The organism is Acetobacter pasteurianus (assembly GCF_009914215.2).
GTDB lineage: Bacteria > Pseudomonadota > Alphaproteobacteria > Acetobacterales > Acetobacteraceae > Acetobacter > Acetobacter pasteurianus.
Window position 1 is genome coordinate 42766 of the sequence record NZ_CP039846.2, and the last position, 26705, is coordinate 69470.

Below are 26705 nucleotides of genomic sequence, written 5' to 3' on the forward strand. Positions count from 1 at the left end.
CTTATTTACCTTTGTAAATCAAACGTGCGCGGATTGTGCCTTCCATGCCACGCAGGTCTTGAAGAAGACGATCATCCAGTTCCGTGTTGCCGCCGGTATCGGCTTCAATCACCACGTAACCGATTTCTCCATCCGTCTGCAGGAACTGCGCCGTAACGTTGCAATCTGCATTCATGAAGATTTCGTTCAGGCGCATCATCATGCCCGGCACATTGCGGTGCGCGTGCATAAAGCGAGTGCCGCGCGGGCTTTGCGGCAACTGAACGCCTGGGAAGTTCACGGAACCAAATGTGGAACCCACATCGGAGTATTCCACTAGTTTGCGCGCCACTTCCACGCCAATGCGTTCCTGCGCTTCCACGGTAGAACCACCAACGTGTGGAGAAAGGATAACGTTATCCAGCCCCTGCACAGGTGTTTCCAGCTTATCGTTCGGGCCTTTTGGTTCCTTGGGGTACACGTCAATAGCCGCGCCCAGCAGGTGACCGCTTTTCAGTGCTTCTGCCAGCGCATCCAGATCAACCACGTTGCCGCGTGCATTGTTGATGAGGAAAGAGCCTTTCTTCATCGCCTTGATCTGGGCTTCACCCATCAGGTTCTTGGTTGTAGGCAACTGCGGAACGTGCAGGCTCACAACATCGCTCTGCGCCAGCAGGTCTTCCAGCGTTTCTACCGGCAGCGCATTGCCGTGACCCAGCTTGTCCACCACATCGTAATACACCACGCGCATGCCAAAGGCTTCTGCCAGCACGGAAAGCTGGGAACCAATGGAGCCATAGCCGACAATACCCAGCGTTTTACCGCGTACTTCCCAGCTATTATGGGCGGATTTGGACCACTTACCTTCATGGCATTCCACAGAGCGTGGGAAAATGCGGCGCATGAGCATGACAATTTCGCCCATCACCAGTTCCGCCACGGAACGTGTGTTGCTGTAAGGTGCGTTAAAAACGGGAATACCGTTCATACGCGCAGCTTCAAGATCAACCTGATTGGTGCCGATGCAGAAGCAGCCAATGGCCATAAGCCGGTCTGCGCCATCCAGCACTTCCTTGGTCAGCTGCGTGCGGGAACGGATGCCAACAATATGCACACCTTCCAGCGCCTCTTTGAGGGCATCGCCCTCCAGCGCGCCTTTATGACGCACAACGTTTTCATAACCGCTGGCTTTAAGAAGGGCGACGGCACTATCGTGGATACCCTCCAGCAGCAGAATGCGGATCTTGTCCTTGGGGAGAGACAGGTGCGTGCTTGTGCTCATGTGGAACCGACCAAATAGCTGTTGTGCCGAGCGGCAGACCTATCTCAAAAACTACAAAATTGATAGGGCCGCCGCATGAGAGATAAAGAAAAGATACCGAAATCTAGCGATCTGCCTGCAATGTTGCCACGGCCTGCTGATGTAAAGATGCCGAGCCAGCCGCCAGTACCGTGCGGTCTCCATCCATCCGTAAGGGCGTGCCATCCCATGCTGTTATCACGCCGCCTGCGCCTTCAATAACGGGCACAAGGGCAGCCCAATCCCACGGATTCATGTCACATTCGGCTATCAGATCAATCTGCCCCAAAGCCAGCAGGCCATAGGCGTAGCAATCTCCGCCCCATGTCATGCGCTTGGCGCAGGCTTTCAGGGTTTTCCAGCCAGTGTGGGGGGCAAGTTCCAGCATTTCGGGGGATGTGCAGGACATTTCTGCAGCTTCCAGCGCCACGTTCTTGCGTGTGGCAGGCCGACCGCCCAACGGTGATGAAAACTGCGTAGGCTGACCTTTCACACCCAACCAGCGTTCATTCAGCACCGGCTGATCCAACAGCCCCAGCACCGGCACACCATGATGGCAAAGGGCAATCAACGTCCCAAACATGGGGCGCCCCGTTACAAAAGCCCGCGTGCCATCCACCGGATCCAGCAGCCATTGCCACGGAGCCTCTGGGTTTTCGTGGCCGAATTCTTCACCAAACACGCCGTGATCAGGCAGGCGTTCAGCCAGAATGGCGCGCATCACACGTTCTGCACTGCGGTCTGCAATGGTTACAGGGCTTGCATCCTTTTTATCATCCACCGCCACATCTCGTCGGAACCACGGACGCACAACCGTGCGGGCGGCATCTGCCATCATGGTGGCGACGTCTGTAAAAAGGCCGAGTTCTTCCGAATGTGTCATGGTGTGCATCCTGCCTGTGCGGGCGCAACCTGCCCGCCGAGAGTGTGAAGAAATGCAATAACATCCGCCCGTTGGGCGGGATCTGGTATACCAGTGAGAGACATACGTGTGCCGGGCGCAAAGCGAGCAGGGGCCATAAGCCAATCCGCTAGCATCTGGTCTGTCCAATGCTGGCCTGCATGCTGCCGTAACGCCGCAGAATAGGTGTAGCCAGTGCATGATGCCACACCACGCCCAGCAACACCGGCTAGCGGTGGCCCGGCGTTTTCCGCGGCCCCACCAGCCAAGGCGTGGCACTGCGCGCAAACCTGCCTGACGGTTGCACCACCACGCTGCACATTGGCCTGCGCCATTAACGGAGCAATAGGTACGGGCTCTAACCCCGGCAAAGAAAAAGCAGGGCGGGCAGGGGCTGTATCTGGCACGGTGCTGCGTGCAGCAAACACACATGTTGCCAGCACTGCCGCACTAAGCACGGCGGAAACCGCTATTCTGTTCAGAAACCTGCCATCCATGCCCGGGAGGCACCTCGTTTTCTGCCGGTTGCGTTTACCGTGCAGCTTTCATAAACTGCGCGCCGCTTTCAACCGGCTATAGGACGAGCCGCTTTTCGGAGCAAGCTGATGGTCTCTTCTCTTGTTGTCATACCTGCCCGGCTTGCTTCCACTCGCCTGCCAGGAAAACCGCTGGCAGACATTGCTGGCCGCCCCATGGTACTGCGTGTGTGGGATGCAGCCATGGCCGCCAATATTGGCCCGGTTGTGGTGGCCGCGGCGGATCAGGAAATTTATGATGCTGTAACCGCTGCAGGTGGCACCGCGATTCTGACAGACCCCGACTTACCTTCCGGGTCAGACAGAGTATGGCAGGCCACCCAAGCGTTTGATCCTGATGGCAAATATGATGTGCTGCTGAACCTGCAGGGGGACCTGCCAACATTTGAACCGCAGGCATTGCGTGCCGTTATGGATGTTATGGCCAATCCTGCGTATGATGTTGGCACACTGGTTGCGCCCGTAACATCGGATGCTGAAAAGAACGCATCTTCTGTGGTGAAAGTGGCCTGTGATTTTTCAGAGGACACGCAAACAGCGCCTGCGCTTTATTTTTCCCGCCAGCCTATTCCGTGGGGCAATGGGCCGCTATGGCACCATATTGGTGTATACGGGTGGCGCCGCGCTGCGTTGGAGCGATTTGTAGCTCTGCCACCATCTGGTTTGGAAAAGCGTGAAAGTCTGGAACAACTGCGGGCACTGGAAGCTGGCATGCGTATTGGCTGCACACGCCTTGCATCAGCGCCATTTGGGGTGGATACACCAGAAGATCTGGAACGCGCACGCCGTGCATTTGGAGCATAATTGAGGCATGACACAAAAGGTTATCGCCTTTCAGGGCACACCGGGCGCATATTCAGATCTGGCATGCCGCAATGCCAAACCGGGGTGGAAAACCCTGCCATGCCGCACCTTTGCTGATGCCATTGATGCCGTGCATCAGGGCCGGGCAGAACTGGCCATGCTGGCGTGTGAGAACAGTCTGGCTGGCCGCGTGCCGGATATTCATTCCCTGCTGCCAGCTTCTGGCCTGCAAATTGTGGGAGAGCACTTTCAGCGGGTGGAACACTGCCTGCTGGTTGTGCCCGGCACCCGTATGGAACAGGTGCGGCGCGTGCACACGCACCCTGTGGCCTTAGGGCAGATCAGAAACCTGATCCGTGATTACAATCTGGAACCCGTAGCCGAGTTTGATACGGCAGGCGCTGCGGAGTTGGTGGCTCTATGGAAAAAGCCAGAAGAAGCCGCTGTAGCTTCTGCTCTGGCGGCAGAACTGTATGGGCTGGAAATTCTTAAAAAGAACGTGGAAGACGCAGACCACAACACCACGCGTTTCTATATTGCCTCCCGCACAGCAGACCGCCCGCCGGTAGAAACCCCCAATGTGATGACGACGTTGATCTTCAGTGTCAAAAACCAACCCGGCGCGTTGTATAAAGTACTGGGCGGGTTTGCCACCAACGGCGTAAACATGACCCGGCTGGAAAGCTACATGTCTGGTGAAACCTTTGCCGCCACCCGTTTTTTGCTGGATGTTGATGGACACCCAGATGATATACGGTTGAGCAAAGCACTGGCAGAACTTGATTTTTTTGCACAGAACACCACAATTCTAGGTGTCTACCCTCAATCGCCCTTCCGCCAGCATACTTCTCAGGATACGCCGCGCGCCACGCCGGCACATGCCATTTCAGGATAAGTGACTGCCCATGTCTGATACCTTTTTCTCCGGGTCCATTACCGCGCTGATTACCCCCATGAACCGGGACGGCAGTCTGGATTTTGCCTCGTTCGAAAAACTGGTGGACTGGCAGATCCGTGAGGGTACAGCTGCCTTGTGCGCTGTTGGCACAACGGGGGAAAGCCCAACCCTTTCTCATGCTGAGCACCACGCGGTTGTGGAGCGTACCATCAAGGTATCGGCCGGGCGCGTTCCTGTTATTGCAGGCGCAGGCTCAAACAGCACATCCGAAGCTATAGATCTGGCACAGTATGCTGAAAAAGCCGGGGCAAATGCTGTATTGGTGGTTGCACCTTATTACAACAAACCCACGCAGGAAGGGCTTTACCGGCATTACATGGCTATTGCTGATGCCATTTCCATTCCGGTTATTCTTTACAATATTCCGGGCCGTTCCATTGTTGATATCAGCGTGGAAACAATGGCGCGTCTGGCGCGGCACCCTAACATTATTGGCGTAAAAGATGCCACGGCCAACCTGCTGCGCCCATTGCAGGTGCGCCGCGCCGTAGAAAAGCGTTTTAACCAGCTTTCTGGGGAAGATGGCACCGCTGTAGCTTTTCTGGCTGCGGGTGGTGATGGCTGCATTAGTGTAACCGCCAATGTGGCACCCGCCTTGTGTGCCAATGTGCAAAAGGCGTGGCAGCAAGGCCGCACGCAGGATGCCATTGCGATTCAGGATAAGCTCCTACCGTTGCATGATACGCTGTTTTGCGAGAGCAATCCGGCCCCGGCCAAATACGCCGCCAGCCTGCTAGGGCTTGCAGGTGAAACCTGCCGCCTGCCGCTTGCACCGCTAACCGAACCTTCTCGTGAGAAAATACGCGCTGCCCTTGTTGATGTCGGGCTACTGAACTGATGAGCTCCAAATCTGGAAAATCTGCCAAAAGCTCCATGATCTCTCATGGCATGGTGGCGCAAAACCGTAAGGCGCGCTTCAATTACAATATTCTGGAAACCATTGAGGCCGGGCTCGTACTAAAGGGCGCTGAAGTAAAAAGCCTGCGCCTTGGCCGTGCCACCATTAACGAAGCCTTTGCTGGTGAACGCGATGGAGCGCTCTGGCTGTTCAACAGCTATATTCCCGAATATCAGGGGGGTGTTCTCTCTCGCTTTGATACGCGCGCTCCGCGCAAGCTGCTGATGCACCGTAAGGAAATGCGCAAGTTTATAGGTGCCATTGCCAAGCAGGGCGCAACACTTGTGCCCTTGAATGTGCATTTTAATGATAGAGGCTTAGCTAAAGTCACGCTCGGCTTGGGCGTCGGTAAGAAAAGCCATGACAAACGCCAGAGCATCGCAGACAGAGATTGGCAGCGTGATAAAGCGCGCTTGATCCGGAACAAGGGGAAGGGAGACTATTAACCCCTCTTTCCCGTTTGTTGCCTGTTTAAATATTCAATCAGCCAAGCATAAAAAAAAACCCCGGCAAAACCGGGGTTTTTTCTTGAAACCTAATTCTAAAATCAGGATCAGGCCGGAGAAACTTCAGCAGCTTCTGGGCCTTTCTGACCCTGAACCACTTTTACGTTTACACCCTGACCTTCGTTCAGTGCGCTCAGGCCAGACCGTTCCAGAGCAGAAGCGTGAACGAAAATGTCCTTGCCACCGCTTTCCGGTGTGATGAAGCCAAAACCTTTGACAGAGTTGTACCATTTTACGGTACCACGTGTGTCTTCAGCCATGGACAGATCCGGGGCAGGGCGGCCAGCCGGACGGCTGCCAAAACCGGGGCGCGGTGCACGGGGGCGTTCTGGCTGAGCGGTGCTTTCGTCAACGGAAATAACTTCCGCAACCTGGCGACCTTTCGGGCCCTGGCCAATCCGTACAACCAGTGTCGCACCCGGGCTTACACCCTGATGGCCTGCCTGAGAGAGTGCATTGGCGTGCAGGAATACATCACCGGTGCCATCTGCCAGTTCAACAAAGCCGAAGCCTTTTTCGCTGTTGAACCATTTAACAGTTGCACCAACTTCCGGCCCGGAAGCCACAACCTGCGGACCACCAGCGCCACGGCGCGGTGCAAATCCACCACGGTCACCGCCACCAAATGCAGGGCGCTCACCAAAGGAAGGCATGGACATGTAATCGTCATCAAATCCGCCGCGGCGAGGAAAACGAGAGCTGCGGTCGGTCCTGTTACTTTTCAACGGTCTTGATCCTGGAGTACGGAGAAGGCTGAAGCTTCTCCCGATATTGAAAAACGGGCAGTTTGCCGGAATGGGTTGACAGGTTTACGTAATTTGAAGAAAACGCCACCGTTCCCGTTCCTGAAAGCTGCAAATGCGCCCACTGTTTCCGTAGCACAGCCAACAGCGTGCGACTATAGAAAAGCATGAAATTGGCGGGAGTTTCACACACTTTTCTTAATCTCACAGTTATGTGATATCTCCGCGCCCATACCCACCCGATGCTGGCATGATAGCCACAGCAGGACAGGATAAGGGGAAACGGGCTTTCTTGTGCGGGTATTATCCATTAAGAACAGCCTAGAATCATGCCCGCACATGGCCAAATGGAAGAAAAAGCATGCCCGTAGTTTTAAAACGGCTTCGCGCACGGCGCCTTGCCCTTGCGTCTCTTATGCTGGCAGGGGCATCCGTGTGTTCTCTTTCTTCCGCCAAAGCGACTCCTGCCTCTGACAACAAAGGCACATGGACCCTTCAGGGTGAAAACGATGCCATCACCACCCTGAAAGGTACATCGGACCAATACTATACCAGCGGCCTGCGCTTTAACTGGACATCCGGCACCAACACGCTCCCCACCCCCATTGCCGCCATTAACAAGGCCATTTGGGGGGAAGGGGTGCAGCGTATCAGCATTGGTTTGCAGCAACTTATTTTTACGCCGCGCAACACGCAGGTTTCCAGCCCGTGGGCTCCGGGGCAGGCGCAAACGGCCCGTATTAATGATAGGCCCTATTCCAGCCTGCTGCTGGGCACCGTGAATCTTATTAATGATACGGACAGAACCCGCAGCGTATTTGGCATTCAGTTTGGTATTATGGGGCCGGGCGGTCTGGGCGAGCAGCTTCAGAACGGATTCCACGGCCTGATTGGCGATACCAAAAATCAGGGCTGGTCTCATCAGCTTAAAAACCAGCCCATCTTTCAGGTGCAGGGTGGGCGTATCTGGCGTTTGCCCTTGGCGCATGTGTTTGGCGTAGAATTTGACATGCTGCCATCAGCCGCGGCCGCCATTGGTGATTACCAGATTTATGGCCGCATTGGTGATGTGTTCCGTATTGGGCAGGGGCTGGATAGTGATTTCGGCACACCTACCATTCAGGCTTCCGGCACAGATGGTACGGATGCCTATAAATCCCGGCGTCCTTTTTCATGGTACATCTTTGGTGGCGTAACGGGTGAGGCTGTTGGGTATGATGCCTCATTGCAAGGCAACACCATGCGCAGCAATTCCCTGCATGTGATTAAAAAATGGGATGTGGGTGAAATTCACGCCGGTTTGGCCTTTATGTTCTGCGGTTTGCGCATTTCCTACAGCCAGGTCTGGCAGACGCAGCAGTTCACCACAGCCAAGTCTGGCCTGTTTAACTATGGGTCATTAATGGTTTCGGCAAAGTTCTGATTCTTTTTTCTGCACCACACAAGGGCGATTGCACAAAAAACAGGCATAAAAATTGTGCAATTTACGTGCATTTGTGTTTTTTTCGTCACGAGCCCTCAAACCTGCCTGCTTTTGAGGCGTTAACATTCGTTTTCTCATAGCGTAGCGCGCCGCGGCTCTTTTACACTCCAAACATCAAGACCGAACCGGGATTGTAAGGGGGATAAAAGAAACCATGTCGCGCACATCAACATCTTCTCAGCAACACACCTGCCAGATCATCCCATTCCAGATGGAGATCACATCCCGCCAGCAGGCTTACCTCACCCGTTGGGTTCAGGCTGCTCAGCCCATGGGCATTTGCGATGCGGATGTTTTTGTATCTGAACAGAAGCAGGCCGGCATTTCCGCTGGTTATGTTGTGGTATGGGTGCGCGAAACCCCAGATCCCGCTTACCAGATTTACTGCCACGGCAACCGCTGGATTGTTATGGATGCCATTCGTGACAATAAACTGGGCAGCTTCAACACCTTCGCAGATGCCCTGAACATGATCCGCCCCGTCATGCCGCGCGAACAGGGTATTGTTGCCGCTTAAACGCCCCAGTTTATAGGTATTATTCCGGTTGGCCGCCTTCTTCCCTCCCAAGGGAAGGGCGGCTTTTTTTTACCCACTTGCCTTGCACCAAATCATTACGAAATCCTGTTATTTCCATTTCAGGGATTGCCTCATGGGTTTCTCCTGCTGCAAGGACTACCCAGACCATCACCAGTTCGAGCAGATCTGAAAGGATCCTGAGATGACAAGCCTGACCCTCGCATACCCCGAAACCACCGTGCATGAGGCTACGGCAGCAGCAATCATCCGCGTTCTGGAAGCCAATGATGTAGAGCCCGATATTGTCACTGGCCCTAAAGACGTGCTGACAGACATGCTCAAAAAGGGTGAGGTTGATTTTTACGTGTCTGCCTGGCTGCCAGATGAAGATGCAGACATGCTGGCCCCCGGCATTCTTCCTCTTGGCAATCTGTTTCGCCCAGCGGCCCATTGCTGCATTTCCGCAGAAGATACGCCGCTGACATCTTTGGATGATGTGGCACAGGCTGGGCCAGAGCTTTCCCGCACCATTATCACGCCTGCATCCCTGCAACAGCACATGGAAAACGTGTTGCAGCAGTATGGGCTGGATACCGCAGGCTTCAGCCTGAAAGTGCTGCCCGATGAAGAAGCTCTGGCAGAACTCAACGCCGCCCTCAAGCGGGAAGAACTAGTGTTGATGCCGCTGTTTCAGCCGTGCTTCCTGTTCCACATTGGCGGTTTCCGTATTCTGAACGACCCCAAGAATGCACTGGGGGGCGAACAGGACGCGCGCATTCTGATCCGTGCAGAAACCAAGGATGAAATGGAGCAGGATCTGCTGGACGAACTAGATGAACTGATGCTGAGCGCCAAAATCATCAGCGCCATGGATTACGCCATGCGTGTTGAAGGCATGACAGCCGATGAAGCGGCAGAAGCCTGGCAGCGCGGCAAACTGCTGCCCCGCTAAGGAAAGGCCGCGCCAGCATGACAGATCAATCTCCCGCCGATACGCGCGATTCCAGCCTTGCTGCCCAGTATGAGGCGTATCCATACCCGGAAAGAAACCCGCAGGATGAAGCCAAGCGCCTTTTAATAGGCAGCCCTAGCCATTTGCGGGAAATTGACTACTGGGTTTTTGGTGCCAAACGGCCGCAAAGCCAGCCTTTACGGGCATTGGTGGCCGGATGTGGCACGGGGGATGGCGCCATCATGCTGGCAACACACCTACAACGCGCCGGTCGCCCCGGTGAGGTTGTGTGTGTGGATCGCTCCCAAAAAGCGCTTTCCATTGCGCAGGCGCGGGCGCAAGCGCGGGAGCTGGCAAATATCCGCTTCATTCAGGGCTCTCTTACAGAGCTGGATAGGCTGGATGTGGGCCTTTTTGATTATATTGATTGCTGCGGCGTGCTGCATCATCTGCCTGATCCTGATGCCGCATTGGCCATGCTGGAGAAGCACCTCGCGTCCGGTGGCGGGATGGGGCTGATGGTCTATGCCCCCTATGGGCGCACAGGCGTTTACATGGTGCAGGATGCGTTGGAAAAAATTGCACCGCATTCCGAAACACCTCAAGCGCGGCTGGATATGGCACGCCGCGTTATGCGCACGCTGCCAGCTACAGCTTGGCTAAGGCAGAATGGTAACTTTGGAGATCATCTCTCTGGCGGCGATGCAGGACTGTATGACCTGCTGCTAAACCCAAGAGATCGTGCTTATAACGTTACCGAGTTTTTGGAGTTTCTGGACAAAGCCGGACTGGAACCATCCTGCCTTATGGAACCGGCACGGTATGATCCAACCCTGTTTTTGCCAGATCCACGCCTGCGCGCACGCATCAGCGACCTACCATGGCAGCAGCAGGCCGCCATAGCGGAAGATCTGGCTGGCAATATGGCCACGCACGTTGCCTATGTTGTACGCAAAGGCGCGCGCGTTACGCCGCCAGACCCGCTAGATTTTGCGGCTGTGCCGGTAATGCGTGAAATACCGGGGGTAGAACTGGCCAAGCAGATGCGGCCAGATCACACACTACCTTTTGCGTTTGGCACGTTGATTGTGCCCATTCCCTTGCCGCCACAAATGCGCGGCATTCTGCCCTTAATTGACGGTGAACGCACAGTGGGCGCTTTGGCAGAAGCCGTAGCCCCACGTGGTATTTCGGAAAGCAAGTTCCGCAAAGTATGGGGGGAAGGTTTTACCACGTTGGAACGGCTTAACCGCGTGCTGTTACGTCCTCCAGCCTGATTGCACCCATTGCGGGGAGGAGATTTGAAATGTCAGCACTGCCCGTAATTATTTTTGGTGCAGCCCTCAATCCAGATGGCAGCCCTTCTGTCGCGCTCCTAAACCGGGTGCATTCAGCACTTGTGTTTGGCGCTGCGCATGGGTCCGTTGTGTATATTCCCACGGGTGGCGTGCCGCAAAATGGCCAGACAGAAGCAGATGTTATGGCCTCCTGCCTGTTAAAGGCTGGCGTTGCTCCAGATACTATTCTGGCCGAACCCACGGCGGGAGATACGTTTGATTCCGCCGTTGCCTGCACGCGTTTGCTACGTCAGGCAGGGTATTCTGCTGCTCAGCCCATAGCTGTTGTTTCCAGCCCCTTACATCTGCCGCGCTGCGTTTTGCTCATGCGCCTTGCGGGCTGGAAAGTGCAGGCCGTGCTCTTTTTACGCGCACAACCGCATGTTCCCAACATGCGCAAAAAACTCCTGCGTATCGCGCATGAATGTCTTGCCCTGCCGTGGGATGCACTGCTTGTTCTGGGCTGGCGTATTGTGCGGCGCTGAACTGCGCCGTATTCTGCCGCCCGATTTCCTGCCGGTCTGCGTTTTGCGTGGCTTCCTTTTTACAGGCCGCCATTTTGCGCAAAACACAACAAAGCAGCCCGCGCAGTTCATGATCTTGCCAAAACAGGTGGCTTCCATCCGTCTGGCAAGGAAAAATTTGGAACAGTGAGTATCATGGCCGTTTACGCATTTATTTTTCCCGGACAGGGCAGCCAGTCTGTTGGTATGGGGCAGGAGCTTGCAGAAGCTTTTCCTGCGGCGCGTTCTGTTTTTGAAGAAGTTGATGACGCCTTGGGCGAAAAACTCTCCAAAATCATTTTTGAAGGCCCGATGGAAAGCCTGACCAGCACAGAAAACGCCCAGCCAGCGCTTATGGCGGTTTCCATGGCTGTTCTGCGCGTTCTGGAACAGGATGGCGGCTTGGATCTTGCTGGCAAAGTTACGTTGCTGGCTGGGCATTCCCTGGGTGAATATTCCGCTCTGGCTGCTGGGCGCGCCTTTGGTGTGGCAGAAGCGGCACGCCTGCTACGGCTGCGCGGGCAGGCCATGCAGAAAGCTGTTCCCGCAGGGGAAGGCGGCATGGCGGCCCTTATTGGCGTTACATTGGCGCAGGCAGAAGACATCTGCACCAAAGCCTCTGCCAAAGGTGATGTGGAAATTGCCAATGATAACGGTGGCGGCCAGATTGTTATTTCCGGCAAGAGCGCAGGCATTGATGAAGCCATTGCCATCGCCAAGGAAATGAAGATCAAGCGCGCACTCAAGCTGCCGGTTTCCGCACCATTCCATTCTTCGCTCATGAAACCCGCAGAAGATGTGATGGCTGAAGCACTGGCCAAAGCCGAAATTACCGCCCCGATTGTGCCCGTAATTGCCAACGTAACGGCCGAGCGCGAAACCGATGCCGATACGATTCGGCAAAATCTGGTGCGTCAGGTTACTGGCCGTGTACGCTGGCGCGAAAGTGTGGCCGCCATGGTGGGTATGGGCGTGGATACGTTTGTAGAAATTGGTGCAGGCAAAGTGCTTTCCGGCCTTGTGCGCCGCATTGATTCCGAAGTGACCGGCCTTTCTGTGGGAACGCCCGCCGATATCGAATCTTTCCTGAAAACTTTGTAAAAACAGCTGGTAAATACATATCATGTTCAAACTGGACGGAAAAACCGCACTGGTTACAGGCGCAACCGGTGGCATTGGCAGCGCCATTGCGCGTTTGCTGCACGCACAGGGCGCAAAAGTGGTGCTGTCTGGCACGCGTGAAGCCGTGTTGCAGAAACAGGCAGAAGAACTGGGAGAAGGGCGCGCATTCTACGTGGCAGCCAACCTTTCTGACCCAGCAGAAGCCGATGGCCTGATTGCCAAGGCGGAAGAAGCTGCCGGGGCTCCTATTGATATTCTGGTGAACAATGCAGGCCTAACGCGCGATATGCTGGCCCTGCGCATGAAAGATGAAGACTGGGATCAGGTTTTAAACGTTGATCTGTCTTCTCCTTTCCGGCTGTGCCGCGCAGCGCTTAAGGGCATGCTGCGCCGCCGGGCAGGGCGTATTATCAACATTTCCTCTGTTATTGGCTCTACCGGCAATGCCGGGCAGGCCAACTATGCCGCTGCAAAAGCTGGCATTACGGGTATGAGCAAATCTCTGGCGCAGGAAGCCGGGCCGCGTGGTGTTACGGTAAACGTGGTGGCACCGGGCTTTATTGTGACCCCCATGACAGACGTTCTGCCAGACGCGCAGAAAGAAAAACTGCTGGGCGCGATTCCGCTGGGCCGTCTGGGGCAGCCAGAAGATGTGGCTTCTGCCGTGCTGTATCTGGCATCGGATGAAGCAGCATGGGTTACGGGCACCACGCTGCATGTAAACGGCGGTATGGCAATGGTTTAAGGGGTAACGCCCTTAAACTTGGCCTCTGTATTTGTCTGCGCAGAAGAGAGGGTGCAAAATCCTTTCAGATGTGGCAGACAGACTATACAAACACGCACATGGCCGAGGGGCCGGAAGAAAGTCTTTTCCGGTTTGCCTTGGCTTGTGATGGAAAAACGTGCTAAGCGCCCGCAACCCCTGTTGCTGGGGAAGAATAACGGAAGCAGTGCTGTTTTCTATTCTTCTACCAATGGGGGTTGTGGTAGAGCAGGCACCAGAACAACCTGCCCGCATGTAAAACCGGGCCTATGGGATACAAAGACAGATGAGCGAAATCGCTGATAAGGTTAAGAAAATCGTGGTCGAGCATCTCGGCGTCGAGGAAAGCAAGGTCACACCGGATGCATCGTTCATCGATGACCTGGGCGCTGACAGCCTTGATACCGTTGAGCTGGTGATGGCGTTTGAAGAAGCCTTCAATGTCGAAATCCCGGAAGATGCAGCGGAAAAAATCACCACCGTTAAAGATGCTATCGATTACATCGAAAAGCAGAAAGCTGCCTGATTTTCAGGTACTTTTGCGTTTAACGGAAACTGTGGGTCCCTCTGCTATTTGAGGGACCATATACGTGCAGAACAGGGAGCGGGCTGGTTTGTTGCAGTCGGCCGGAGTAAATTCTGGACGGAGACGGGTAGTCGTCACCGGAATGGGCATCGTCGGACCTCTGGGTCTGGGCGTTGAAAACGTATGGTCACGTCTGATTGCAGGCGAAAGCGGGATTGGTAGAATCACGCAGTTCGACCCAAGCGATCTGCCGGCCCATGTGGCTGGGGAAGTGCCGGAAGGGCCGACCGCAGAAGGAAAGCTTACACTTTCCGAGTGGATTTCCCCCAAAGACCAGCGCAAAATGGACCGCTTCATTCACATGGGGTTGGTGGCAGCAACGGAAGCGGTGGAGGATTCCGGTTGGAAGCCTGAAACCGAAGAAGATAAATGCCGCACCGGTGTGATGATTGGCTCTGGCATTGGTGGTTTGCAAACCATCTATGATGCCTCCATTACCGTGCATGAAGGTCGGGCACGGCGTCTTTCGCCGTTCTTTATCCCGTCCGCTCTCATCAATCTGGTTTCTGGCCATGTTTCCATCAAATATGGTTTCCAGGGGCCAAACCATTCAGTTGTCACAGCTTGCGCCACCGGCGTGCATGCTATTGGTGATGCTGCGCGCATTATCATGTTTGGTGATGCCGATGTAATGGTGGCTGGTGGTGCGGAAGCAACCGTTTGCCCATTGGGTATTGCTGGCTTCTGCTCAGCCCGCGCGCTATCCACCGGCTTTAATGACACGCCCGGAAAAGCCTCCCGCCCATGGGATAAAGACCGCGATGGTTTTGTAATGGGTGAAGGTTCCGGCGTTGTGGTGCTGGAAGAATACGAACACGCCAAAGCCCGTGGCGCCAAGATTTATGGCGAAATTATCGGCTACGGCATGTCTGGTGATGCATACCACATTACCGCACCGGCAGAAGGCCATTACGGGGCATACCGCGCCATGCGCGCTGCACTAAAAAGTGCAGACCTTACCCCGGCAGATATCAACTACGTCAATGCTCACGGCACCTCCACCATGGCGGATGATCTTGAGCTAGAAGCCGTTGAACGTCTGTTTGGTGATGATGCCCGTAAGCTGGCCATGTCTTCCACCAAATCTGCAACAGGCCATTTGCTTGGTGCGGCTGGTGCTGTGGAAGCCATTTTCTCCATTCTGGCTATTCGGGATAACGTGGCACCGCCTACGCTGAACCTGGATAATCCATCACGTGAAAGCGTGATTGACCGCATTGCCCACACGGCACAGCAGCGGGAAATCAACGTGGCTCTTTCCAACAGCTTTGGATTTGGCGGCACAAATGCCAGTCTGATTGTGCGTGGCGTCTAAACCGAAAAAGAAGCCTGCAAAACAGCCAGCCCAAAAAGGCCGTGCTGCCCTGAAATGGCTAGGGGGCCTGTTTCTTCTTTCTGCTTTGGCAGGGGGAGGAACAGGTTTTTTTGCATGGTATAGCTATACAAAACCGGGGCCTCTGCCTGTGGCTACGGATGTTGTGGTGCCACATGGTGGCTACGCCAGCACGATAAGCGCGCTACAACAGGCACAGGTGCTGCCGTCTGGCTGGTTCACAGATAAGCTGTTTGTAACTGCCATTTCTCTTACGCGTAAAAGTGGCCAGCTACATGCTGCAGAACTGCATTTTCCACAACATGCTTCCATGCAGAATGTGCTGTTCATTCTGCGGCACGGCAAACCGGTTTTACATAAGCTGACCATTCCGGAAGGGCTTTCTGCCCACCAGATTCAGGCCGTTATTGCTTCTGCGCCTTTTTTGGAAGGCGAGGCACCTTTGCCCGCAGAGGGCAGCACATTACCACAAACTTATAATTACCTGAGAAATAGCCAGCGGGCAGATATTGTAAAGCGTGCCCAAAACGCCATGCAAACAGCGCTGGATACTGTCTGGCAAAAGCATGATCCGGCTTTGGATGGCACTATATCCTCACCGCAGGTTCTGCTTGTGCTGGCTTCCCTGATAGAAAAAGAAACAGCTTTACCAGCAGAAAGGCCCATGGTTGCGCGCGTTTTTCTAAACCGCCTGCAAAAGGGCATGAAACTGCAAACAGACCCTACCGTGATTTATGCCATAACGCACGGTAATCCACCGCTAGGGCGGGCTCTTACGCACTCAGATCTCGCTACGTCAGATCCCTATAATACGTATGCTGTTACGGGGTTGCCTCCCGGGCCTATTTGCTCACCCGGCATTTCTTCATTAGAAGCCGCGGCGCATCCAGCCAGTGGGGATGCTCTTTTCTTTGTAGCAAATGGCAATGGTGGGCATAATTTTTCCACCACGCTGGCCGAACATAATCGAAATGTTTCTGCTTTTCGGCAGCGCAATACAAATTAAGCGCTTTCCACCCATACGGGCAAAAAGCGCTTAATACTTTAACCCAGAAAAACTTATCTAGAAGGGCTCAGGCTTTCCTGCTTGATACCACCACCGCCAGATGCCCCAACGGTATCTGCTGCCAGAGCATCTGCATCGCTCTGAGAAACCGTATTGCTGTTAGATGCGCGTGAGGATGTAGAAGATGCACTTACGTTTTTTGCCATGGCGGCATAACGCATCAGCACACTCCGCAGGGGGTCTGCATCCGGGTTATTCACACGCATGCTCACCACAATATCTTCCGGCCCAACACTCTGCTTGTAGTATTCACGGTTAGCATCACTGTTCACTGTCAGCTTGCTGCCCCCCAGAGAAGCACCGGCAAATACACCCTGAGATTTCTGGGCAATCAGAATATCCGTGTTGCGTGCACCCGCATTTCCTTTAGCAACTGCCGTGCTCATGCTGGCAAAAGAAGCCCCAGCATTGGAAGAAAACTGGAACTGACTATCCAGCAGGGCCTGCAAGCCGCGATCCGTCATGACAAAGAAAACGATCTCGGAACTCTGCACTCCAAACTGTAAACCGAATGATGCGGTGCTAAGGGTGTAAAATGCCGGATCAGACCATGAACCACGTGCATCGCGCGCCAGCAGCAGGCAGCCACCATGTGCGCCACCAAATGCAATAGACATGCGGAACATATCTGGGCACACCATTACGGCACGTGCCTTGGCCAGATTGGTTACCATCGGGCTTTGCCCAGTTGCGCCAACAAAAACATCCTGTACGCTCAGCGCAGCCTTATCAACCAGCGCCTGCGGCTTATCAGCCGCCTGAGCCGGTGCCGCAACGCACAGAGAAAACGCCGCAGCCAAAGCCAGAGAAGCAGAAGAGAGGTGAGTAACCAGACGCATGCCGGAATTCTCCACAATAAGCCGGTAAATATGATCTGCTAGAAAGCACGCTTTTGTGGCCGCAGAAAGGCCCTGCGTGCATGTTTTTCATTTATGCCAGCGGAATGGACACAGCCTTGGAAAGAGCCTGCGCAATATGCGGGTTTGCAGCCATAATTGTAGCTGGCCCCGTAAGCCCACCTTCCTGCAAAAAGGGAGAAACACGTGCCCCGGCTTCTGCCAGCAAGGGCAGGGCTGCGGCGACATCCCACAAGTTGATAACAATTTCGATATAGCCATCCAGCCGCCCGCTTGCCACATCAGCCAGCGCCAGCGCACCACAACCGCCAGAGCGCGGCATGGTGCCCATTGCCATAATGGCATCCATTTTTTCCATGAACACAGGCTTGGGCACTCTGTTGCTCCAACCCATTTCAATCATGGAACTGGCAGGGTCCTTCACCGGAGAAGCCTGAATACGCTTGCCATTTAAAAATGCGCCATACCCACGCAAGGCGGTGTAAACCTCGCCCAATGCTGGGGCATCAATCACACCGGCCACGGGTTCATCACCATCCAGCAGGCCGAGTGAAATACACCACCGGCAACGGCCACGGGCATAGTTGGAGGTACCATCAATAGGGTCCACCACCCAACGCAGGCTACCGGTACGGGCCACGCCACCTTCTTCACCCTGAAAGCCATCATCGGGGAAAAGAGCTTTCATGCGGTTAGCAATAAAGGCTTCTACTGCGCCATCTGTTTCTGTCAGCCAATCCTGCGCAGATTTTTGCGATGCCTGCGGCCCACCCGGTGGCGGACGCATGGCCATGGCCATTTGTGCAGCATCATGCACCACAGCCCGTGCGGCTTCCAAACGAGTGGCAAGGGCAGGGCTGGGTGAAGACATATTACTGTAACTCCTGATAAAATAAGGCATTAAAGACAGAGCGCATCATACGCCTTTACGTGTGGCAAGACGAGCACACAGGCCTGCATTCGGCCCATGCCTTACATGCAAACTGCCAAAAACTAGGCTTTGCGCTTATAAAGTTCCTTGGGCCAGCGCCGGTGCAACCACAGCCAGCTTTCTGGCTTGCGCCTTATCCATGTTTCAAGGCGATCATTGATCATCTGCGCCAATGTGTGCAGGTCCTGCTTGCGGTCTCCCGTATCTGGCAGGTTTAGCGGCGGTTCAACCACAATACGCAAGCGGGCCGGGCCGAGGCGCTCCACATAGCCAGGAATAACCGGGCAGCGATAACGCAACGCCATGGCGGCAAGGGCAGGGGCTGTCATGGCCGGGCGGCCAAAGAATGAGACCTCAATGCCGTCATTCATTTTCTGGTCAACCAACATACCCAACCTGCCTCCCTTGGAGACATAAGAGAGTGCTTCGCGCGCACCTCTGGCCCCCTTGGCAAACAGTGGCACGGGCGTGTTACCCATGGCTTTATCACGCAAACGGCGGATCATGCCATCTATCAACGGATTGCCTGCGGCACGATAGAAAGAGGCAAAAGGTGTGCCATGCCGGGCCACTCCGGGGGGCAGCATTTCCCAATTTCCGATATGGCCGGATACAAACAGAACAGACCCACCTTTACGGGCCTGTTCCTCCAGATATTCAGCGCCCTGAACCTCAAATCCTGGGCCGGAAGGCGTGTTTTCCTGCAAGGCCGCAATATGAGGCAGTTCTCCAACCGTGCGGCCCAGGTTTTCCCACACACCGTGCACAATCTGGCGGCGCTGCTGTGGGGTTAGCTCTGGCATGGCGAGTTCCAGATTGCGATAGGCCACACCAGAAACCGGAAGTTTAGGGCCAATAAACCGGCAGACACCCCCCGCAACATTGGATGCGGTGGAAGGGCCAAGCCATGTCAGAAACTTCAGCAAACCGCTTGCCAAAAGAGCCTCTGCCTGCATCAGGGCAGTGGTAAGGGCTTTATTGCTCATCCTGCTGCCCCATTCAAAAACTGGTCCAGCAAGATCTCTGGCGCAGCAGGGTTCTGCCATACCAGTTCTACCCCAACGGTTATCACTTTGTGGCGGAAGTATTCAGGCAAACGCACGGCATCCTTGGGTGTTGTCACCAAACGCGCCTGCAGAGAAACTGCCATATCTGCCAGACGCGCCAAATCCTGTTGTTTATAAAAATAATGATCAGGAAAGGCTACGGTCTGCGCTAAGGCAACGTTGCAGTTTTTAAGCCCTTCAAAAAACTTTTCTGGCCGCCCCAACCCAGCAAATGCCACACAACGCTGCCCTTGTAGCACGCTAACAGTATCGGACTGCCGTAAGCCTGCCCGCATAAGATGCGGAGCCACTTTGCCAAACCGTTCCTGAAAGCCTGTTTTATCCGGCCCGATCAAAACTGTGGCCTGTGCCCGCGCAAAGGCCCGCAATGGCTGCTCCCGTAACGGGCCTGCGGGCAAAACATGGCCATTGCCCAAACCCACACCACCATCCACCACCAGTAAGGACAAATTTTTGTGCAGCGATGGATTTTGGAGGCCGTCGTCCATCAACAGACAATCTGCACCAGCAGCCACGGCCATGCGGGCAGACTCTGCGCGGTCTGCTCCAACCCATACGGGGCAAAGCTGTGCCAGCAGTAAGGGTTCATCCCCCACATCCTGCGCGGTGTGTTGCGCCGGATTTACCCGTGTTGTGGTGCGTAGGCGCCCGCCGTATCCGCGCGTAAGGATGTGAGGATTTTTACCCCGCTGGAGCAAGCGCTCCGCCAGATCCAACACCACCGTGGTTTTGCCTGTGCCACCGACGGAGATATTCCCGCAGCACAGCACGGGCACCGGTGCTGCCCAACCCATCTGGCGCTGTTTACGTGCTGTTATTGCCGCCACAATGGCAGAAAATGGAGATAACAGGAGCGGCCTTATTTTGGCAGAAGGCTGGCTCCAAAACGCAGGGGCACGCAGCCTTACCATATCTGCGCTAGAATATGCTTTGCCAGACGTTCCGGCAGATCTGCATTGGCTGTGGCGATATGCTGCACGTTATCTGCCAACTGTTGCCGTTTGGCAGGATTTGCGAACATATCTCGCACCCATGCAGCCAGGTCCTGCGCCGTGTTTACAATTGTAATGCCTGTGGCCATGTGCGCAAAGGCGTCTGTAAAGTTCTGCACCAATGGGCCAGATGAAATGGCACAGCCCAGCCGTGCGGGCTCGAACGGATTATGTCCGCCACCACCGCCCAACACACCGGGCAGACTGTTGCCAATAAACACGCAGGATGCAAGACGGAAAAACAGCCCCAGTTCACCCAGCGTATCGCACACCCAAAGCAGATCATCTTCTGTGGGAATTTGCCCGGCACCACGGCGTGGCACATAGCCCAGCATCACGCTTAAATCTGCCCCGCGCTCTGGATGACGTGGAATAACCAGAACCAGCACATCCGGGTAATCTCGCCGGATCAGCTTGGCAGCCTGCGCAATCTGCTGTTCTTCACCCTGATGGGTAGAAACCGCAGCAAAAATCCTGCGGCCTGCCAAACGCTCCTTCAGGCGCGCCAATTCAGCCTCATCCACCGGCAAGGGCGGGGCGGCTGTTTTCAGATCTCCCGTTTCAAGCAGCTTGGTGGCACCCAACTGTTGTAGACGCTGTGCATCTTCATCCGAGCGTGCGGAAACCCACGCAAAACGCTCCAGCATCCGCCGCGCTACACGCCCCATACGCCGCCATCCCTTAAAGGAAGAAGCAGACATACGGCCATTTACCAGCATAACGGGAATATTACGCGTATGGCACAGCCCCAGCATATTGGGCCATAATTCGCTTTCTGTAAAAATAGCGGCCTTTGGCTGCCAGTAATCTAAAAAGCGTTTGCCCCAACGCGGCACATCCAGCGGCATGAACTGATGCACAACGCGCGGATGCGCAAGACGCTGTGCCAATAGCCGCGCAGCCGTAACCGTGCCAGTTGTGACCAGCACTTGAAAATCTGATTTCTGCGCCAGACATGCAGAAACAAGTGGCAGGATAGAAACGGTTTCTCCCACACTGGCAGCATGGAACCATATCAGATTTGCAGTGCCTCGAGAGCGTGAAGGAAAACCCATTTTTTCCCGCACGCGGGGTGGAATTTCCTTTCCCTTAGTTTGCCGCCATCTCAGAAAAAAGGGCAGAATAGGGGAAAGAACGGTAGCCGCAGCCTGCCAGACGCGCGAAGGCATAAGGGAAAGTGGGCTAAGGGCTACTCTTTCCTGCGAATAACCGGCAGGGGAAGACATGCTGGAAGGCTGTTGCGCAAGATGCATCATGTTATCCAGCGCATGTTCCAACTTTTGGGTAAATGTTTCGCCGCCGCTGCCTTCTTCCTGATTATGCCGCTGCATATCTATAGGGGGTGCACAGGCCATGGTGCCGCGCCCAAAAGGCAAGGGGAAAATCATCTTATCCCATGTTTTTAGCCGTATGCCCGTGCAGGTTGCCCCCACAAGCACAATCGGCTTGCCTGCCAATTTGGCAAGAGCCAGTGTGCCCTGCTGCGCTTGCCTGCGCGGGCCACGGGGGCCATCGGGCGTAATGGCAACAAGGGTGGCATTGCGCAAGCTTGCACGCATCCGCCTAAGGGCTGCTGCCCCACCTTTGTTTTTTCCTTTGGAATCTGATGATCCGGCAATAGACCAGATACGCCACGGGGCCACCACATCTGCTATCATGCGGCCATCACGGTTGCGGCTTATCAGCACCCGCAGGCGGATATGGGGGTTTTGAGGTTCGGCCCACCACCACAGGGCTGGTGTAAGGGGCAATATTTCGTGCCAGAAAGCCACAACCGCTGTTTGCCCGTTCTGGCTGGTTAACAGCGGCCATGCCTGCTCGTTCACCCGAAACGTCCAGCGTGTTGTTTTAAGAGCAAACCCCAAGTACTGGCGTAAACTCCATACGCCAGCCTTGCGGGCTACATTTTTGCAATCTGTCTTCAGGGCGCGCAGCATAATCACGCAGCCTGATTAGGAGAGAAATCTCCTGAATGCAAAGCCTTCCGGCTTTTCGTTCAACACAGAAGGCTGATAGGCGATGGTGAAACGATGATGCGCTTTTTCCCATACATCTATCTTACTGCCTTCAGGAATAACCACCTGATCAACCCCGCAACGCAGCAAGAATTCGTATTGATCGGGCAAGAAATGCCCGGTTACACGAATTTTTCCCGCATAATGCAGGTGCTCACGTAAGCTGCGCGCCTGCGTGAAGGCCCGCCCATCACGGAAAATGGGGAATGTCAGGCACACAACATCAAGACGGGGCAGGGCGGCTTTCAGGTCTTCCACCTGTTCATCCTGCTTGAGCAGAACGCCCAGACGCCCATTGCCATTACGGCCCAAACCTTCAGCCAGACGCGCCAGCGGCACCAGCACATCACCTTCCGGCAAGGGCTGATCATCCTGCGCGATCAGCCATGTATCTTCAATAATCTGGCCGTTTTCAAACAGGGGCATAAGCTGCATCCTTGAAGGGGGCTGTGCCAAGACGGCGGCACGTATCAATAAACCGTTCTCCGGCCTCACGCTGGGCCAGATATGTATCTATGATCCGCGCCACGGCATCAACCGTTTCATCTTCAGAAAGTGCAGAGCCCAGAATCTGCCCAACAGAGGCATCTTCCATCGCGCTGCCACCCAGAGTGATCTGGAATGCTTCCTCACCCCGTTTATCAACACCCAGAATACCAATATGGCCTGCATGATGATGCCCGCAGGCATTGATGCAGCCAGAGATATTCAGCCGCAGGTTGCCAATTTCCTGCTGGAGTGTGGCATCTCCAAAGCGTTCGCTCAGCTTTTGCGCAATAGGGATGGAACGCGCATTTGCCAGTGCGCAATAATCCAGACCGGGGCAGGCAATAATGTCTGTCACCATCTCGATATTGGCCGTACCCAGCCCGTTTGCCTTAAGGATCTGCCACAGTTCATGCAGCGCATCCTGGCGCACATGGCCCAGAACCACGTTCTGCAAATGCGTAATGCGCAGTTCGCCAAAGCTGTATTTATCCGCCAGATCAGCCAGTAGATCCATCTGGGCAGATGTTACATCCCCCGGAATACCGCCAACCGGCTTGCAGGATATGGTAACGCAGGCGTAGCCGGGTTGTTTGTGGGCATGCGTGTTGGTGCGTACCCATGCATCAAATTGCGCATCGGCTTTCTGCTGGGCAGCCAAAGCGTCTGCCGCACCATTTTCTGCCTGAAACTCTGGCGTGCCAAAGCGGGCCTGAATGGCCGCAACAATTTCTTCTGGCAGGCGATAACGTGCCCGATCCATAGCCGCAAATTCTGCGTTCACCTTGGCCAGAAAAGCCTCTGCGCCCAAAGCCTGCACCAGTATCTTGATACGCGCCTTGTACATATTATCGCGTCGGCCGTATTCGTTATAAACACGCAGAACGGCTTCCAGATACGCAATCAGATCTTCTTCTGGCAGGTCATCACGCAGCTTTACGCCCACAATCGGGGTGCGGCCCAAGCCACCGCCAACGTACACCTCAAACACGGCCCGACCGTTTTCACCCTTGCGGGCCAACAGGCCGATATCATGAAAGCGCGCGGCTACACGGTCCTGCTTGCTGCCAGAAATGGCAATCTTGAACTTACGTGGCAGGAACGTGAATTCCGGATGCAGGGTGGACCACTGACGCAGGATTTCAGCATGCACGCGCGGATCCAGCACTTCATCCGCTGCAGCGCCAGCAAACTGATCTGACGTGACGTTACGGATGCAGTTACCACTGGTTTGAATGGCGTGCATTTCCGCATCGGCCAGCACGTTCAGGATATCAGGCGTATCTTCCAGTTTGATCCAGTTGAACTGGATATTCTGCCGTGTGGTGAAGTGCCCGTAATCCCGATCATACGTTCTGGCAATATGTGCCAAGGCGCGCATCTGGGAGGAACTGAGCGTGCCATAGGGAATGGCCACACGCAGCATATAAGCATGCAACTGAAGGTACAGACCGTTCATCAACCGCAGGGGTTTGAACTCTTCTTCGGTCAGCTCCCCAGCGATACGACGCTGAACCTGATCCCGAAACTGCTCAACGCGCTGCTTGAGAAACGTACGATCAACATCATCATACGCGTAACGGCCAACCGGAAGGGCAGGCTGGGTGGAATAAGACATGGCTTTAACTGTGTCCGTCTTGCTCTGCTGGTATCAGGCGCAGGCGTGTTGCGCAGCCTGCCATGCAGGTGTGAATTCGGCATGAACGCTTGGCCCAAGGGCACGAATACGCTCCCGCGTGGTTATGGGCAGCAGGCCAGACGATGTTTGCTCGACCTGTACACCATACACCCCAACCACTTCATCCGCAGCTGCTTTTGCGTTCTGGCGGGCCAGAACCTGCTCCATTTCCGCATTGGGGAAAGGATGCGCCTGCTGGATAAAAAGCTGCCACTTACCTTGCGCATCCAACCATACAATGCGCCCATCAAGCAGACGGTTGGCTGTAACAACGCTCAGCCCCTGTTCATCCCGCCGATTATTTCTCCGATCCAACGCTTATCCCTTTCTGCCCCGTGTGCAGGTTCAGAATTACACAACAGATGCGAGAATATCAATATACCACGAATCAAAAACGTATCTTGAAGCACCCCCGGCACCTCAAGATACACATATGCTCTTAACAACCAGCTACAAGGGCAAATAAGGCGGGTATTTTACACCCGCCTTATCAAACCAGAACGCAATCAGGACTGCGCACGGGCACCTGTTTTGTTACGCACGGTGTTTTCTACAAAAGTCACCAGCGTTTTTGTGGCTGCTTCTACGCTATCCTTACCCGTTACCAGACGCAGGGCAGGTGCGGCAGGAGCTTCATACGGAGCATCAATGCCCGTAAAGCCGCTGATTTTTCCTGCACGGGCGGCTGCATACAGGCCTTTGGGGTCACGCTGTTCGCAGGTACCAAGATCGGCATCTACAAACACTTCCTCAAACCCGTCCCCAATAATCTGGCGGGCCAGATCTCGGTCAGAACGCAGTGGGGAGATGAGGGCCACAATCACAACCTGACCGGCATCACGCAGCAGGCGTGCCACTTCCGCAGCCCGGCGTACGTTTTCTGTCCGATCCGCTTCAGAGAAACCCAGATCCTTACACAGGCCTGCACGCAGTGTATCACCATCCAGCACGGTAACATCCACACCATCTGCAAACAGACGGGTTTCTGCCGCACGGGCCAGCGTGCTTTTTCCAGAACCAGAAAGGCCGGTCAGCCAGAACACGGAGCCTTTGTGGCCCTTGGCGCGTTCACGGTCCTGCACGGTAACGGTGCTGGCACTTGGGTGAATAACCTTTTCACCATCTGCAATAGTGGCTGGGCCAATAATGGGCGCACCACCCACAATACGCTGCTGGCGGTCAACCAATACACCGCGGCCATCTGTTGTGCCGGGGGTGAACGGGTCAAACTGAATGTTTTCTGCCGCAGACAGCACGATTTCCGCAAACCCTTCGGGCGGAACTTCGGTGCCGGGGTGTTCTGTCAGATCATCCAGATCCACCACTTTATCAATGGCAGTCACGGTAACAGCATGTTCTGCCGTGGCCAGACGCAGGCGGAAATGCTCACCCACACGCAGCGGTTCCTGACGCAGCCAGAACAGACGCACCCGCACGCGTGAGGCTTCCATTGGCGCGGCATCGGCATGGTGCAACAAGTCACCACGATCGGGAATAACGTCTGGTTCCAGCGTTACGGCGATGGACTGCCCGGCAGAGGCAGACACATGCGGTGCTGTATGCCAGCTTTCGATCGAAGCAATGCGGGCAGGGGTTTTTTGCGTGCCGATAATAACCGTATCGCCCACGCGCACACGGCCTCGTTCAACACGGCCGGCCACATAGCGGGTGTTATCAAAACGATACACGTCCTGCACCGGCAGGCGCAGCGCCAGTTCTGAGCGGGAAGCGGGTGAGGGCACGCTGGCCAGAGCTTCTGTCAGCGTAGGGCCTTTATACCACGGAGAGCGTTCTGAGCGGCTGGCAATGTTATCACCATCACGCGCAGAAGCCGGAACAAACAGAGCCGCTTCCAGCCCCAGCTTGTTCAATAGTTCCGTTACGGATTTTTCGACCGCTTCCACCTTGGCCTGATCGAAATCAAGCAGATCCACCTTGTTCAGCAGCACAATAACGTGGCGAATGCCGATAAGGTGCAGCAGCATGGCGTGGCGGCGTGTTTGTTCACGCGCACCTTCCTGCGCATCCACCACCAGCACGGCGGCTTCTGCATCGGCGGCACCTGTAATCATGTTACGCAGGAACTGGCGGTGTCCCGGTGCATCCACAATCACAAATTCACGCTGGCCCAAGCGGAACGGAATACGGGTGGAATCAACCGTAACGCCCTGATCGCGCTCGATCTGAAGGGAGTCCAGCAGGAAGCTCCACTCAATCTTCAGGCCGCGCTTTTTGGACGATTCAATAATCTGGGCAACCTTGCCATCCTGAAGGCTGTCCGTATCGTGCAGCAAACGCCCAATAAGGGTGGATTTACCGTGGTCAACATGCCCCACAATCACGATTGGCGTGGCGGCATCCTGAGATGAATAAATTTTTTCGCTCATGATAT

At 55.0% G+C, this 26705-nt stretch carries 27 protein-coding genes; 14 read left to right on the forward strand and 13 right to left on the reverse strand.

Annotated elements, in window-relative coordinates:
- Window position 1 precedes the first annotated feature (1 nt).
- From serA to FCN51_RS11890, 3 genes are all read right to left on the reverse strand, one after another.
- Window positions 2–1261 (reverse strand): phosphoglycerate dehydrogenase, encoded by a 1260-nt coding sequence (serA, locus tag FCN51_RS11695; RefSeq protein ID WP_004449129.1) that lies wholly within the window; start codon window positions 1259–1261, stop codon window positions 2–4.
- 103 nt (window positions 1262–1364) lie between these two features.
- A complete protein-coding gene (locus tag FCN51_RS11850) occupies window positions 1365–2162 on the reverse strand; it encodes an inositol monophosphatase family protein (protein ID WP_035365614.1) in 798 nt (265 codons plus the stop codon).
- Window positions 2159–2677 carry a c-type cytochrome gene (locus FCN51_RS11890; protein ID WP_003628831.1) on the reverse strand — a complete coding sequence of 173 codons (519 nt, stop codon included), beginning with the start codon at window positions 2675–2677 and terminating at the stop codon, window positions 2159–2161. Before FCN51_RS11890 ends, FCN51_RS11850 begins: the two co-directional genes overlap by 4 nt.
- 108 nt (window positions 2678–2785) lie before the next feature.
- On the opposite strand from FCN51_RS11890, the gene FCN51_RS12015 reads away from it, so the two are divergent.
- The 4 genes from FCN51_RS12015 to smpB are packed head-to-tail and all read left to right on the forward strand — an operon-like array spanning window position 2786 to window position 5822.
- Window positions 2786–3520: a 3-deoxy-manno-octulosonate cytidylyltransferase gene (locus FCN51_RS12015; RefSeq protein ID WP_003628829.1), complete on the forward strand. Its 735-nt coding sequence runs from the start codon at window positions 2786–2788 to the stop codon at window positions 3518–3520.
- Window positions 3521–3527: 7 nt separating this feature from the next.
- On the forward strand, window positions 3528–4415 hold the full coding sequence (locus FCN51_RS12235; RefSeq protein WP_124295362.1) for a prephenate dehydratase: 888 nt from the start codon (window positions 3528–3530) through the stop codon (window positions 4413–4415).
- Between the two features lie 10 nt (window positions 4416–4425).
- Entirely contained in the window at window positions 4426–5316 is an 891-nt protein-coding gene (gene dapA, locus FCN51_RS12535; protein ID WP_003628825.1) for a 4-hydroxy-tetrahydrodipicolinate synthase, read from the forward strand.
- Entirely contained in the window at window positions 5316–5822 is a 507-nt protein-coding gene (gene smpB, locus FCN51_RS12895; RefSeq protein ID WP_003628823.1) for an SsrA-binding protein SmpB, read from the forward strand. The genes dapA and smpB overlap by 1 nt, the downstream gene beginning before the upstream one ends.
- Before the next feature lie 107 nt (window positions 5823–5929).
- Here the strand turns inward: smpB and FCN51_RS13300 are convergent, their stop codons facing one another.
- Window positions 5930–6607 (reverse strand): cold-shock protein, encoded by a 678-nt coding sequence (locus FCN51_RS13300; protein ID WP_006115255.1) that lies wholly within the window; start codon window positions 6605–6607, stop codon window positions 5930–5932.
- A gap of 379 nt (window positions 6608–6986) precedes the next feature.
- Here FCN51_RS13300 and FCN51_RS13345 point away from each other — a divergent pair, with 379 nt between their 5' ends.
- The 10 genes from FCN51_RS13345 (at window position 6987) to mltG (ending at window position 16227) form a co-directional block, all read left to right on the forward strand.
- Window positions 6987–8048 (forward strand): lipid A deacylase LpxR family protein, encoded by a 1062-nt coding sequence (locus FCN51_RS13345; protein ID WP_004449120.1) that lies wholly within the window; start codon window positions 6987–6989, stop codon window positions 8046–8048.
- Between the two features lie 214 nt (window positions 8049–8262).
- Window positions 8263–8625, forward strand: a complete 363-nt coding sequence (locus FCN51_RS13440; RefSeq protein ID WP_004449117.1) for a hypothetical protein — start codon at window positions 8263–8265, stop codon at window positions 8623–8625.
- 202 nt (window positions 8626–8827) lie between these two features.
- A complete protein-coding gene (locus tag FCN51_RS13445; RefSeq protein WP_160256167.1) occupies window positions 8828–9577 on the forward strand; it encodes a glycine betaine ABC transporter substrate-binding protein in 750 nt (249 codons plus the stop codon).
- Between the two features lie 17 nt (window positions 9578–9594).
- Window positions 9595–10854, forward strand: coding sequence for a class I SAM-dependent methyltransferase (locus tag FCN51_RS13450; RefSeq protein WP_160256168.1), 1260 nt, complete (start codon window positions 9595–9597; stop codon window positions 10852–10854).
- Window positions 10855–10883: 29 nt separating this feature from the next.
- On the forward strand, window positions 10884–11399 hold the full coding sequence (locus tag FCN51_RS13455) for a YdcF family protein (protein WP_160256169.1): 516 nt from the start codon (window positions 10884–10886) through the stop codon (window positions 11397–11399).
- Window positions 11400–11573: 174 nt separating this feature from the next.
- Window positions 11574–12518 carry an ACP S-malonyltransferase gene (gene fabD, locus FCN51_RS13460; RefSeq protein WP_160256170.1) on the forward strand — a complete coding sequence of 315 codons (945 nt, stop codon included), beginning with the start codon at window positions 11574–11576 and terminating at the stop codon, window positions 12516–12518.
- A gap of 22 nt (window positions 12519–12540) precedes the next feature.
- Window positions 12541–13284 carry a 3-oxoacyl-[acyl-carrier-protein] reductase gene (fabG, locus tag FCN51_RS13465; RefSeq protein ID WP_003628809.1) on the forward strand — a complete coding sequence of 248 codons (744 nt, stop codon included), beginning with the start codon at window positions 12541–12543 and terminating at the stop codon, window positions 13282–13284.
- Window positions 13285–13588: 304 nt separating this feature from the next.
- The gene (locus FCN51_RS13470; protein ID WP_003628807.1) at window positions 13589–13828 is read left to right on the forward strand and encodes an acyl carrier protein; all 240 of its coding nucleotides are present in this window, start codon (window positions 13589–13591) and stop codon (window positions 13826–13828) included.
- Window positions 13829–13892: 64 nt separating this feature from the next.
- Entirely contained in the window at window positions 13893–15203 is a 1311-nt protein-coding gene (gene fabF, locus FCN51_RS13475) for a beta-ketoacyl-ACP synthase II (RefSeq protein WP_006115244.1), read from the forward strand.
- A complete protein-coding gene (mltG, locus tag FCN51_RS13480) occupies window positions 15193–16227 on the forward strand; it encodes an endolytic transglycosylase MltG (protein ID WP_160256171.1) in 1035 nt (344 codons plus the stop codon). The genes fabF and mltG overlap by 11 nt, the downstream gene beginning before the upstream one ends.
- Before the next feature lie 53 nt (window positions 16228–16280).
- Here the strand turns inward: mltG and FCN51_RS13485 are convergent, their stop codons facing one another.
- The 9 genes from FCN51_RS13485 to cysC all read right to left on the reverse strand — a co-directional run bounded on the left by FCN51_RS13485 (window position 16281) and on the right by cysC (window position 26700).
- Window positions 16281–17126 carry a lipid-binding SYLF domain-containing protein gene (locus FCN51_RS13485; RefSeq protein ID WP_004449106.1) on the reverse strand — a complete coding sequence of 282 codons (846 nt, stop codon included), beginning with the start codon at window positions 17124–17126 and terminating at the stop codon, window positions 16281–16283.
- A gap of 91 nt (window positions 17127–17217) precedes the next feature.
- Window positions 17218–18045: an inositol monophosphatase family protein gene (locus FCN51_RS13490; RefSeq protein ID WP_012812885.1), complete on the reverse strand. Its 828-nt coding sequence runs from the start codon at window positions 18043–18045 to the stop codon at window positions 17218–17220.
- A gap of 92 nt (window positions 18046–18137) precedes the next feature.
- Window positions 18138–19061, reverse strand: a complete 924-nt coding sequence (locus FCN51_RS13495; RefSeq protein ID WP_160256172.1) for a lysophospholipid acyltransferase family protein — start codon at window positions 19059–19061, stop codon at window positions 18138–18140.
- Complete coding sequence (gene lpxK / locus FCN51_RS13500; RefSeq protein ID WP_160256173.1) at window positions 19058–20053, reverse strand: tetraacyldisaccharide 4'-kinase; 996 nt, start codon at window positions 20051–20053, stop codon at window positions 19058–19060. The genes FCN51_RS13495 and lpxK overlap by 4 nt, the downstream gene beginning before the upstream one ends.
- Window positions 20047–22071, reverse strand: coding sequence for a glycosyltransferase N-terminal domain-containing protein (locus tag FCN51_RS13505; RefSeq protein ID WP_201762581.1), 2025 nt, complete (start codon window positions 22069–22071; stop codon window positions 20047–20049). The genes lpxK and FCN51_RS13505 overlap by 7 nt, the downstream gene beginning before the upstream one ends.
- 15 nt (window positions 22072–22086) lie before the next feature.
- Window positions 22087–22575 carry a DUF934 domain-containing protein gene (locus FCN51_RS13510; protein ID WP_012812882.1) on the reverse strand — a complete coding sequence of 163 codons (489 nt, stop codon included), beginning with the start codon at window positions 22573–22575 and terminating at the stop codon, window positions 22087–22089.
- Window positions 22562–24253, reverse strand: a complete 1692-nt coding sequence (locus tag FCN51_RS13515) for a nitrite/sulfite reductase (RefSeq protein ID WP_064776164.1) — start codon at window positions 24251–24253, stop codon at window positions 22562–22564. Before FCN51_RS13515 ends, FCN51_RS13510 begins: the two co-directional genes overlap by 14 nt.
- Before the next feature lie 33 nt (window positions 24254–24286).
- On the reverse strand, window positions 24287–24628 hold the full coding sequence (locus tag FCN51_RS13520) for a DUF2849 domain-containing protein (RefSeq protein WP_160256175.1): 342 nt from the start codon (window positions 24626–24628) through the stop codon (window positions 24287–24289).
- Between the two features lie 191 nt (window positions 24629–24819).
- Window positions 24820–26700, reverse strand: a complete 1881-nt coding sequence (gene cysC, locus FCN51_RS13525; RefSeq protein ID WP_012812880.1) for an adenylyl-sulfate kinase — start codon at window positions 26698–26700, stop codon at window positions 24820–24822.
- Between the last annotated feature and the right edge of the window lie 5 nt (window positions 26701–26705).

Bases quoted from the DNA above. Each gene is read 5' to 3' on its own strand.
- fabD (WP_160256170.1), top strand. From the start codon at position 11,574: ATGGCCGTTTACGCATTTATTTTTCCCGGACAGGGCAGCCAGTCTGTT.
- lpxK (WP_160256173.1), bottom strand. From the start codon at position 20,053: ATGGTAAGGCTGCGTGCCCCTGCGTTTTGGAGCCAGCCTTCTGCCAAA.
- FCN51_RS13470 (WP_003628807.1), top strand. From the start codon at position 13,589: ATGAGCGAAATCGCTGATAAGGTTAAGAAAATCGTGGTCGAGCATCTC.
- FCN51_RS13490 (WP_012812885.1), bottom strand. From the start codon at position 18,045: ATGCCTTATTTTATCAGGAGTTACAGTAATATGTCTTCACCCAGCCCT.
- smpB (WP_003628823.1), top strand. From the start codon at position 5,316: ATGAGCTCCAAATCTGGAAAATCTGCCAAAAGCTCCATGATCTCTCAT.
- fabG (WP_003628809.1), top strand. From the start codon at position 12,541: ATGTTCAAACTGGACGGAAAAACCGCACTGGTTACAGGCGCAACCGGT.
- FCN51_RS13485 (WP_004449106.1), bottom strand. From the start codon at position 17,126: ATGCGTCTGGTTACTCACCTCTCTTCTGCTTCTCTGGCTTTGGCTGCG.
- FCN51_RS13450 (WP_160256168.1), top strand. From the start codon at position 9,595: ATGACAGATCAATCTCCCGCCGATACGCGCGATTCCAGCCTTGCTGCC.
- FCN51_RS13455 (WP_160256169.1), top strand. From the start codon at position 10,884: ATGTCAGCACTGCCCGTAATTATTTTTGGTGCAGCCCTCAATCCAGAT.
- FCN51_RS13495 (WP_160256172.1), bottom strand. From the start codon at position 19,061: ATGAGCAATAAAGCCCTTACCACTGCCCTGATGCAGGCAGAGGCTCTT.
- FCN51_RS11850 (WP_035365614.1), bottom strand. From the start codon at position 2,162: ATGACACATTCGGAAGAACTCGGCCTTTTTACAGACGTCGCCACCATG.
- FCN51_RS13440 (WP_004449117.1), top strand. From the start codon at position 8,263: ATGTCGCGCACATCAACATCTTCTCAGCAACACACCTGCCAGATCATC.
- FCN51_RS12015 (WP_003628829.1), top strand. From the start codon at position 2,786: ATGGTCTCTTCTCTTGTTGTCATACCTGCCCGGCTTGCTTCCACTCGC.
- dapA (WP_003628825.1), top strand. From the start codon at position 4,426: ATGTCTGATACCTTTTTCTCCGGGTCCATTACCGCGCTGATTACCCCC.
- FCN51_RS11890 (WP_003628831.1), bottom strand. From the start codon at position 2,677: ATGGATGGCAGGTTTCTGAACAGAATAGCGGTTTCCGCCGTGCTTAGT.
- FCN51_RS13445 (WP_160256167.1), top strand. From the start codon at position 8,828: ATGACAAGCCTGACCCTCGCATACCCCGAAACCACCGTGCATGAGGCT.
- serA (WP_004449129.1), bottom strand. From the start codon at position 1,261: ATGAGCACAAGCACGCACCTGTCTCTCCCCAAGGACAAGATCCGCATT.
- FCN51_RS13515 (WP_064776164.1), bottom strand. From the start codon at position 24,253: ATGTCTTATTCCACCCAGCCTGCCCTTCCGGTTGGCCGTTACGCGTAT.
- cysC (WP_012812880.1), bottom strand. From the start codon at position 26,700: ATGAGCGAAAAAATTTATTCATCTCAGGATGCCGCCACGCCAATCGTG.
- FCN51_RS13505 (WP_201762581.1), bottom strand. From the start codon at position 22,071: ATGCTGCGCGCCCTGAAGACAGATTGCAAAAATGTAGCCCGCAAGGCT.
- FCN51_RS13510 (WP_012812882.1), bottom strand. From the start codon at position 22,575: ATGCCCCTGTTTGAAAACGGCCAGATTATTGAAGATACATGGCTGATC.
- FCN51_RS13345 (WP_004449120.1), top strand. From the start codon at position 6,987: ATGCCCGTAGTTTTAAAACGGCTTCGCGCACGGCGCCTTGCCCTTGCG.
- FCN51_RS12235 (WP_124295362.1), top strand. From the start codon at position 3,528: ATGACACAAAAGGTTATCGCCTTTCAGGGCACACCGGGCGCATATTCA.